Genomic DNA, 10,254 nt, shown 5'->3' on the forward strand with positions numbered 1-10,254 from the left:
TATGGCGGCAGATTATCTTGTCAAATTGGATGCGTTTGAGGGACCGATGGATCTGCTCATGCATCTGATCGAAAAGAATAAAATTGATCTCTATGACATCCCTATTGCGGATTTGACGCGTCAATATCTGGACCACATCGATACGTTGTATCAATTTGATATTGAATATGCAAGCGAATTTCTCGTGATGGCGGCGACGCTCCTGCGGATCAAATCGCGTATGCTGCTGCCGAAGAGCGATGCAGCGGAAGATCAGGAGGAAGATCCGCGCATGGAGCTTGTGGAGCGGCTGCTTGAATATCGTCGGTTCAAGGAGGTCTCGTCCATACTATTCTCCCTGAACGATGCCCAGAGCTCGTATGTGGAGCGCGCGCCAATGCCGCTCCCCGCACATCGGCTGCCGATTATGGGGCTTTCAGCAGAGGCTCTTATGCGCATCTTTGCGGATGTGCAGCGCGTACGAGAAGAGCCTGTAATTCCCGCCGTTGTTGTATCCGCAGAGGAATATCGCGTGCAGGACAAGATGACGGATATTCTCGAGCTGCTCAGGCACAGGAACGGCAGAATCAAATTGAATGAGGCGTTTCCAACGGGAACGCGCGAGGAGCTTCTGTCCGCCTTTTTGGCACTTTTGGAACTTGCAAAAATGCAGATGGTCTATATCTCCCAGGAACATCTCTACTATGAAATCGTCATTTCGGCAAAGGAGGGGAGCCGTGCAGTCTCTTAATCGGGCGGGCATATTGGAAGCCGTTCTGTTCGCTGCTGGAATTCCGCTCTCCGTACCGAAACTCGCTGAAATCATAGAGACACCCGAGTGGGAAGTGCAGGAAACACTAACCGAGCTGGAACATATCCTTTCGGAGCGCGGGAGCGGCATCTTTCTGCGCAGATCGGCAGGTGGCTATCAGCTCGTGACACATCCAAACGCCTTTCCGTGGGTGAAGAAGCTGTCCGAAAAGGTGCAGCCGACACTCTCGTCTTCGGCAATGGAGACGCTTTCCATCATTGCGTATAAGCAGCCGATCACAAAGCAGGAAGTGGAGCATATCCGTGGGGTGCGCGCTGAGCGTTCCATTGGACGGCTGCTCGAACTCGAGCTGATCTGTGAAATGGGGCGCAAGCAGGTGATCGGGCGTCCGATTCTCTACGGAACGACGGATTTGTTCCTGCGCGCATTCGGGCTCGAGCAGATTGCGGATCTTCCTGAACTCCCGGAGATGGACGATGTCAAGGATACGCTGGACGATGACCAGCTGCGCCTCTTCGAGGAAATGCGCGCTGCAGCGGATGTCATCGAGCATGAAGACGGGGACGACGATGGCGGGACGGATGGAGAGAATGTCTCTGTGTTCTCACACGATGCAAAGGATTGAAGTCATTGGTTGAATTACTCGCTCCTGCGGGAACGAAGGAAGCATTTCTCGCTGCCGTAGAAAACGGAGCAAATGCAGTTTATCTTGCCGGAAAGATGTTCGGCGCACGCGCCCATGCCTCTAATTTTGATGAGGATGAGATGGCGGAGGTCATTCGGCACGCACATCTCAAAAATGTGCAGGTACATGTTGCTGTCAATACGATTGTCGACAGTGATGAACTTCCGCGGTTAAAAGAATATCTCGCCTTTCTCTACGATGTGGGCGCAGATGCTGTGCTATTACAGGATCTCGGTGCTGTACGCGTCGCGAAGGAGGTCGTTCCGCAGCTTCCGCTGCATGCGAGTACCCAGATGACGGTACATAATCTCGCTGGTGTTCGGGCGCTGGAGGAACTTGGATTTTCGCGTGTCGTACTGGCGCGCGAGCTTTCCATTGCAGAGATTCGCCACATCTGCGCAGAGAGCCGCGCTGAGATTGAGTCGTTCGTGCATGGCGCGCTCTGCGTCTGCTACTCGGGGCAATGTCTGATGAGCAGCATGATCGGCGGCCGCAGCGGCAATCGCGGGCGCTGTGCGCAGCCCTGTCGTCTGCCCTATACATTGGTCGATGCCCATGGAAAGGATGTACTTGGGGAGTCGGCAGGGAACTTCCTTCTCTCGCCGCGCGATCTGAATACGATCGAACTCATCCCTGAGCTGCTTGATGCGGGCATTGATTCGCTGAAAATCGAGGGACGCATGAAGCGCCCCGAGTATGTCGCAACGATTGTGCATACCTATCGCAAGGCGATCGACCATTATCTCCATCGCGAGAGTGCCCCCGTTGACGCGGAGGATCTCGATCATCTGGCGCAGGTGTTCAACCGTGACTTTACAACGGCCTATATGGAAAAACGCCAAGGCAAATATATGATGAGCGATCGGCGACCGAACAACCGCGGTCTCCTGATCGGGCGCGTTTCTGGGTATGACCGCAGTTCGCACCGCGTCACGGTGAAGCTGTCCAGAAAACTCGCCATCGGAGATCAGGTGGATTTTTGGGTGAAGGTCGGCGGCCGTGTCAGTGCTGAGATCGAGCATCTATACGATGCACAGGGAAAAGAGTGCAGTGAAGCGGCTGCGGGAGATACAGTGTCATTCGTCATCCGCGGCAAGGTGCATATGAATGACCGCGTATTCAAGGTCTATGATGCGAACCTCATGGATACGGCAAGACATTCCTATGATCCCGTGCACAGCGAAAAAATCCCGCTTTGTGCTGTTCTTTATGCAAGGCTCGGAGAAAAGCTGCGTCTCCATGTCGAGGATGATGCGGGGAATGCTGTGGACAGCGAGAGTGACTATGTTGTCGCGCGAGCGAATAACCGCCCTCTCACCATCGAGACTGTGCAGAAACAGATGGGACGACTTGGAACAACACTGTTTTCCCTTGCGGAACTGTCCTGTGAGATGGACGATGCTGTGATGGTGCCTGTCAGCGAATTGAATAATCTGCGCCGCTCTGCCATTGCCTCGCTTGAGGAGCTTCGCACACAGCGTTTTCAGCAAAAGCGAAGCGATATCGTGCGACTTGCCGCGAAAAATAGTGCAATGTCGGTAAGACACAAAACAGAGCTGCCGCCTCCTGCCGCGCTGATGATTGCGGTCGATGATCTGGCGGCGATGAAGGCGGCTGTTGCCGCTGGTGCGGACGGCATTCTCTATGGAGGAGAATCTCTCCGCGGTATTTCATTGCAGTCGAAGGACTATGAGGCTGCTTGGGATTATGCACAGGAGTGCGGTGTGCGGATCGACTACAATACGCCCCGCATTGTGCGCGGGGACGAGCAGGCGGCTCTGATCCGTATCTTTGAGGGCTTTGGAGAGAAGCTGCCGTCGGCGCTGCACGTCCATCACATCGGTACGGCATTCCTTGCACGCGAGCGCGTTCACGTTACGCTCCATGCGGATTATTCGATGATCTCCTATAATCCGTCTGCACTGGATTTTCTCTATTCATATGGATTCGGCGAAGCAACGCTCTCGCCCGAACTCAACGGCAGACAGATGGAGCGCCTTGTAAAGGCAAGTCCCATGCCCCTCACGGCTCTTGTCAGCGGACGTCTCCCGCTTATGATCTCGGAGTACTGCGTCCTGGGCAGTTTTCTTGGGAATCTCGATACGGGGAAATGCTCGATGCCCTGCCGTAGACAGGACTTTTACCTCCGTGACCGCAAGGGCGTGGATTTCCCCGTGAAGACCGATCAATTTTGCCGTATGCACATCTTGAACAGCAAGCAATTATCCCTGCTGCCCTATGTGCATCAGCTTCTCCATATGGGCGTGGCAACGCTGCGGATTGAGGGGCGCGGGATGCCGGTCAATGAGCTGGCGGGCATTATTCGGATGTATCGGGCTGCAATGCGGCACAAAGGCCCGCTCAGGGAAGAAGATGAGCAGTATCTGCGTATGCAGGAGGGCAATGATATTACACGCGGTCACTATTTCCGTGGAATCTTATAAGAGGTATCTATGGACACTGAGTCATTCAAGGTCTTGGAGTACGAGAAAATCACAAATTGGCTGGCATCATTTGCCGCCTCCGTACGCGGTAAGGAGCGCTGCCGCAGCGTCATACCGTCCGGCGACTACGATGCGGTCGTGCGACTCCATGCGGAAACGGCGGAGGCGGTACAGATTCAGCAGATGCAGTCGCCGCCCTTCGGCGGGATCTACGATCTGCGTGCAATCTTGAAAAAGGCGACAATGAGCTCCGTTCTCGAGCTCGATGAACTTCGTTCCATTATGAGTACAATGGGCGGCATGCGGAATGTGAAATATTTTTTTCGCGATCTCGTGCAGGATGTTTCGCTCCTCAAGGATATGGCAAGACCGATTGAAATCCTTGGCACATTGGAGCGTCATCTCAAGGATACGATTGATGAGCACGGGAATTTTCGCGATGATGCCAGCCCTGAGCTGCGCAGGATCACGCGCGAACTCCATACGGCGCAGGCACGTGTAAAGGATCGGCTGTCCGCCATCCTGCACGATGCGGCGAATCAGAAATATTTTCAGGAAGCGATTGTCACCGTGCGCGATGAGCGCTACGTTATTCCCGTCAAACAGGAATACCGCAATTATTTCCCTGGTGTGATTCACGATCAATCGTCAAGCGGTGCAACGCTTTTCGTGGAGCCGTTGGCGACGGTAGAGCTGAATAATACCGTGCGGCAGATGGGGCTTGCACGAGAGCAGGAGATTCAGCGCATCTTGCAGAAGCTCTCGGGGGAGATTGCACAGTCCGCCGCGATTCTCGCGGAAAATTGTGAGATTCTCGCGGAGATTGACCTTATCTTTGCCCGTGCGGGTCTTGCGCGCGAGATGGAGGCATATCAGCCGACGCTGAATCGGGACGGTGTTGTCCGATTAAAGCGGGCGCGGCATCCGCTGCTTTCAAAGGATAAGGTCGTACCAATTGATATCGAGCTCGGCAAGAACTTTTCCATACTCCTCATTACGGGACCAAATACGGGCGGCAAAACCGTGAGCATGAAGACGCTCGGACTCTTGGCACTTCTGGCGCAGTCCGGCTGCTTCCTGCCGACGGCGCCGGATTCGGAACTTCCCGTCTATCCCAATATCTATGCGGATATCGGAGACGAGCAGAGCATTGAACAGAGCCTTTCCACCTTCTCGGCGCATACGAGGAACATCGTCCGCATCATCGACAAGGCGCAGCAGGGCGACCTGATCCTGCTGGATGAGGTCGGGGCGGGCACCGATCCCGATGAGGGTGCTGCTCTTGCGCGCAGCATTATCGAGCACTTCTTGCAGCGTGATATTGCAGTTCTTGCAACGACGCATTATGCGGCGCTGAAGACCTACGCCTACACACAAACGGGCGTGGAGAATGCCTCGGTGGAATTCGACTTAAAGACGCTGCGTCCGACCTATCGCCTCCTGATTGGAATTCCGGGAGCAAGCAATGCCTTTTCGATCAGTCGGCAGCTCGGTTTGCCGCAGGAGATTGTTGCGCGTGCAGAAATCTATGTCAATGAGGAGCATACGCATTTCGAACGTGTTGTCAATGAACTCGAACAGGAAAAGAAGGACTATGAGGCAAGGAATCGTGTACTGTATGACAAAGAGCGTGAAATAACAGCTGTCGAGGCACGCCTGCGCAGCGAACGTGAAACACTTGCCGCTTCTCGGCAGGAGCTCCTGCACAAGGCGCGCGAGGAGGCAAATAACATCGTGCGCGAGGCACGGCGCAGCGCAGAGGAAACGATCAAGTCACTCAAGGATCAGTTCGATGATCACGGTGTCAAGGAGCGCCGCAAGGCGATTCAGGAAGCCCGAAACAGACTGGATGAGGCGTACGTTCCGGCACATACAGTGCGCAGTACTCCGGTCGGCAAACCCGTGCGCCCCGATGACATTCAGACCGGCGATATTGTCTATATTGACAGCCTCGCACAGGAGGGGACGGTGCTCTCCGTTCAGGGGCACGAGCTTGCTGTTCAAGTGGGCGGACTGCGCACGATTGTCAAGATGAGCGCATGCAGATTTGTCAAACGGAAAGCACCAAAGCCGCGTGTGGAGAAGGTGCGCATTGCGGCATCGATTTCCAGAAAAGCGGCGGAGATCCGACCGCAGATCGATGTGCGCGGCATGACCGTGTCCGAAGCGGAATCCGTGCTTGGAAAATTTATCGATGACGCTGTTTTCACGGGGCTCTCCAAGATCCTTCTGATTCACGGGAAGGGTACGGGTGCCCTGCGGCAAGGGCTGCAGGAGTATCTGAAACATCATCGCTCCGTACTGTCATTTGCGTTTGCGGATATTTCCGAAGGTGGCACCGGAGCGACTGTTGTGGAACTGAAATAGGCGATTCTGACAGCGTGCAGCTCCATTTTTGACAAAATATCCTTACAAAATTTGCGGTTTGTGTTAAAATAAGGAGAATTGGACACAGTATGCGCAGTGGAGAGACATCCAGACAGGAAGGTATCTATGCAGAAAAGCGAAAAAAAAGCAACAAAGAAGTCAAATAACGGCTCCGTTCTTGGAAAAGCAATTCTCGCCATGGGTCTGATCCTGTTTGTCATGATCATCGGCGTCGGCTGCGGATTCCTCACGGCAAGTCTGAATACCAGACCAAATCTCGCGGAGGATATTATGCCGCCGGCATCGTCTCAGATCTACGATATCCATGGCAATGAAATCGCCAATATCCATGCGGCTGAGAACCGCAGACCAGTCGGGATCAATGAGATTCCGAAGGATCTTCAGAATGCGTTCATTGCCGTTGAGGATAATCGGTTCTACGAGCACATCGGCATCGATCCCCGCGGCATTGTCCGCGCCGTTTGGGCAAATATTCGTGGCCGCACGGTCACGGAAGGCGGCTCTACGATCACGCAGCAGCTTGCCAAGAATGCCTATCTGACTCAGGATAGGACGCTGAAACGAAAGATTCAGGAAGTGTTTCTTGCACTCCAGCTCGAACGTCAGTATACCAAGCAGGAAATCCTCGAGCTCTATATGAACCAGATCTATTTCGGTCAGGGAGCGTATGGTGTTCAGGCTGCGGCACGCACGTATTTCGGCAAGGACGTCAAGGATCTGACGCTGAATGAATGCGCCATGCTGGCGGGCATTCCCAAGAGTCCGAACTACTATTCTCCGATCAACAACATCGAAGCCGCAACCGAGCGCAAAGCTGTGGTTCTCGATCAGATGGTCAAGTATGGCTATATCACGGAGAGCGAAGCAAACACTGCAAAGAAGGAATCGCTCTCCATCGCAAAGAGCAATAACGACGGCGGAAACGGACCCTCATATTTTGTCGACTATGTGCTGCAGCAGCTTGCGGAGAAATATGGCGATGATGCCATCTATAAGGATGGCCTCAAGATCTATACCACGATCGATATGGATCTCCAAGCCGCTGCGGAAAGCGCCATGCAGAATCTTCCTACGTACTTTACGGATGCAAATGGCATCGTTCAGCCGCAGGGGGCTTTGGTCGCCATCGATCCGCATACGGGATATATTCGCGCAATGGTCGGCGGACGCGGCACGGATCAGTTCAATCGTGCGACGCAAGCAGTGCGTCAGCCCGGTTCTGCGTTCAAGCCTTTTGTCTTTGCTGCGGCACTCGAGAATAAGTATACGCCGGATTCCATCATTGACGACAAGCCACTGAAGATTGGTGGATGGGAACCGCAGAACTACAGCCGCAACTTCTCGGGCAAGGTGCGGCTGCGCGATGTCGTGCGTTGGTCGCTGAATGTCCCGACGGTGCGCATCGCACAGGACATCGGCATCGATAAGGCAATCTATTATGCACAGGAGATGGGTATATCGACGTTTGTGCTCGACGGCGCGACGAATGACCGCAATCTTGCCATCGCACTGGGGGGTATGACGCGCGGTGTCACACCGCTGGAGCTCACGAGCGCATATGGTACGTTTGCGAATCGCGGCATTCATGTCCAGCCGGTTGCCATCCTCCGCGTCATCTCGCGCACGGGCAAGGTGCTCGAGGAGGCGGAGCGGAAGGAAAAAAGTGTCATCTCTGCAGCGAATGCCGCCACAATGACGGCGATGATGGAAGAGGTCATCCGACGCGGTACGGGAACGCGCGCCAACATCGGGAGACCTGCGGCGGGCAAGACAGGAACGACGAGCGATTATCATGACGCATGGTTCGTCGGCTATACGCCGGATCTCGTGGCAGGTGTCTGGATCGGCAATGACAGCGTAGGAGATTTGCACGGCATGGCAGGCGGAACCACACCCGCCGTTATATGGCAGGCCTTCATGCTGAAAGCCCATGCGGGACTTCCCATACGAAATTTCGAGGGTTCACCCGCATTTTCCGCCTCGTCTGATTCGGATGTTTCGATTGAAGATCCGGAAAAAGACAAAGACGTGAAGAAGAAAACAGATGATAAGGGGAAGGATGCAGGGAAGTCGACGTCTTCAAACTCAAATAAGAGCGGAGCGGATCGCTCCACATCTGCACCGTCGCGCACAGCATCTCCTGCGTCTGCAGAAGCACCAGAACCCGGGATGGGCGTAGAAAAAGGGCAGAACTGAGAAAGAGGTAATAGATTGAATGCTATTGATATACTCAAAGAGCGCGGATTTCTTGCACAATGTACCGATGAGGACGGGCTGCGCGAGCTGCTCGGTCAGGAACACATTTCCTTTTACACGGGATTCGATCCGACGGCAGACAGTCTCCATGCAGGCCATTTGATCGCGCTCATGGCGATGTCCCACATGCAGCGCGCGGGACACCGTCCGATCTGTCTCGTGGGAGGCGGCACCGGAACCGTTGGTGATCCCTCGGGGCGCACGGACATGCGCAAGGTGATGACGGACGAGACCATCCGCCATAATTGCGACTGCTTCCGTAAACAGATCTCTCGCTTCATTGACTTCTCGGATGATCGTGCAATCATGGTGGACAATGGGGACTGGCTGCGCAAGCTCAACTACATCGAGCTGCTGCGTGATGTCGGCGCACATTTTACCGTCAACCGCATGCTTGCTGCCGAGAGTTATAAGCAGCGCTGGGAGAAGGGGCTGACCTTCCTCGAGTTCAACTATATGATCATGCAGGCGTATGACTTCCTCGAGCTCAACAAACGCTATGGCTGCAAGCTGCAAATGGGCGGAGATGATCAGTGGTCGAATATCATCGCTGGGGTGGAGCTCTGCCGCCGCAAGAAAAATCTCACGGTATTCGGACTCACGAACAAGCTGCTCACGAAGAGCGACGGTACGAAGATGGGCAAGACGGCAGGCGGCGCGCTTTGGCTCGACGCAGAAAAGACCTCGCCCTATGACTTCTACCAGTACTGGCGCAATATCGATGATGCCGATGTAGAGATCTGTCTCTCCCTGCTCACCTATCTCCCAATGGAGGAAGTGCGCCGTCTTGCGGCTGCCGAGGGGCGGGAGATCAACCGCTCCAAGGAAATCCTTGCCTATGAGGCGACCAAGATCGTTCATGGCGAAGAGGAGGCGCGGAAGGCGCAGGAGACCGCGAAGACCCTCTTTGGCGGCGGCATGACGGCTGAGCTCCCGCAGATTCATGTGGAGATCGGCGAAAAACTCGTGGATGCGCTCACGTGCGGCGGCGTATTCCCCTCGAAGGCTGAGGCACGCCGTATGATTCAGCAGGGCGGGCTTACGCTGAATGATGTCCGTGTTGCGGACGAACACTACGTATTGCAGGAGTCGGATTTCACCGACGGCACCGCACTTGTCAAAAAGGGAAAGAAAAAGCACTATCAGCTTGTATATAGATGACCTCCTCCATGCGGAGCAGGTCTGGAAGGAGATCGAACGATGTCAGGACATTCAAAATGGGCAAATATAAAGCGTAAGAAGGGCGCAAATGACGCCATTCGCGGAAAGATCACAACGAAGATTGGACGTGAGATCACGATTGCCGTCCGTATGGGCGGTGGTGATCCGACGGGCAATATGCGCCTGAAACTGGCGCTTTCCAAGGCCAAGGCGAACAATATCCCAAAGGACAATATCAATCGCGCGATCCAGAAGGGACTTGGTGCGACAGAGGGTAGCAATTACGAGGAGGTTCTCTACGAGGGCTACGGCCCGGGCGGTACTGCGGTCATGCTCGATATCCTGACGGACAACCGCAACCGTACGGCGGCGGATGTGCGCCACCTCTTTTCCAAGTATGGCGGAAACCTCGGTCAGGATGGCTGCGTTGCATGGATGTTCAAGAAGAAGGCGGTCTTTATTGTAGAGTGTGAGGCATTCGACGATGAGGATGCCCTCCTTGAGATCGTATTGGAGGCCGGCGCAGAGGATATGCGCGCGGAGGATGATGTCTTTGAGATCATTGCCGA

Annotated in this window: 7 protein-coding genes; all 7 read left to right on the forward strand. The window is 54.6% G+C overall.

The features are described 5' to 3' along the window. Position 1 precedes the first annotated feature (1 nt). Positions 2-730 carry a ScpA family protein gene (locus tag HMPREF9163_RS02700; protein ID WP_009440111.1) on the forward strand — a complete coding sequence of 243 codons (729 nt, stop codon included), beginning with the start codon at positions 2-4 and terminating at the stop codon, positions 728-730. After that, a complete protein-coding gene (gene scpB / locus HMPREF9163_RS02705; RefSeq protein ID WP_009440113.1) occupies positions 717-1,376 on the forward strand; it encodes an SMC-Scp complex subunit ScpB in 660 nt (219 codons plus the stop codon). The genes HMPREF9163_RS02700 and scpB overlap by 14 nt, the downstream gene beginning before the upstream one ends. 5 nt (positions 1,377-1,381) lie before the next feature. After that, positions 1,382-3,880, forward strand: a complete 2,499-nt coding sequence (locus tag HMPREF9163_RS02710) for a DUF3656 domain-containing protein (RefSeq protein ID WP_037345772.1) — start codon at positions 1,382-1,384, stop codon at positions 3,878-3,880. Positions 3,881-3,889: 9 nt separating this feature from the next. Further along, complete coding sequence (locus tag HMPREF9163_RS02715) at positions 3,890-6,247, forward strand: endonuclease MutS2 (RefSeq protein ID WP_009440115.1); 2,358 nt, start codon at positions 3,890-3,892, stop codon at positions 6,245-6,247. 126 nt (positions 6,248-6,373) lie between these two features. After that, on the forward strand, positions 6,374-8,464 hold the full coding sequence (locus HMPREF9163_RS02720) for a transglycosylase domain-containing protein (RefSeq protein WP_009440116.1): 2,091 nt from the start codon (positions 6,374-6,376) through the stop codon (positions 8,462-8,464). 15 nt (positions 8,465-8,479) lie between these two features. Next, positions 8,480-9,685: a tyrosine--tRNA ligase gene (gene tyrS, locus HMPREF9163_RS02725; RefSeq protein ID WP_009440117.1), complete on the forward strand. Its 1,206-nt coding sequence runs from the start codon at positions 8,480-8,482 to the stop codon at positions 9,683-9,685. Between the two features lie 39 nt (positions 9,686-9,724). Then, positions 9,725-10,254 (forward strand): YebC/PmpR family DNA-binding transcriptional regulator (locus HMPREF9163_RS02730; protein ID WP_009440118.1); only part of this gene is annotated, 530 nt, incomplete at its 3' end.

The organism is Selenomonas sp. oral taxon 138 str. F0429, assembly GCF_000318175.2.
Classification (GTDB): Bacteria; Bacillota; Negativicutes; order Selenomonadales; family Selenomonadaceae; genus Centipeda; species Centipeda timonae.

Bases quoted from the DNA above. Each gene is read 5' to 3' on its own strand.
- HMPREF9163_RS02700 (WP_009440111.1), top strand. From the start codon at position 2: ATGGCGGCAGATTATCTTGTCAAATTGGATGCGTTTGAGGGACCGATG.
- HMPREF9163_RS02715 (WP_009440115.1), top strand. From the start codon at position 3,890: ATGGACACTGAGTCATTCAAGGTCTTGGAGTACGAGAAAATCACAAAT.
- HMPREF9163_RS02720 (WP_009440116.1), top strand. From the start codon at position 6,374: ATGCAGAAAAGCGAAAAAAAAGCAACAAAGAAGTCAAATAACGGCTCC.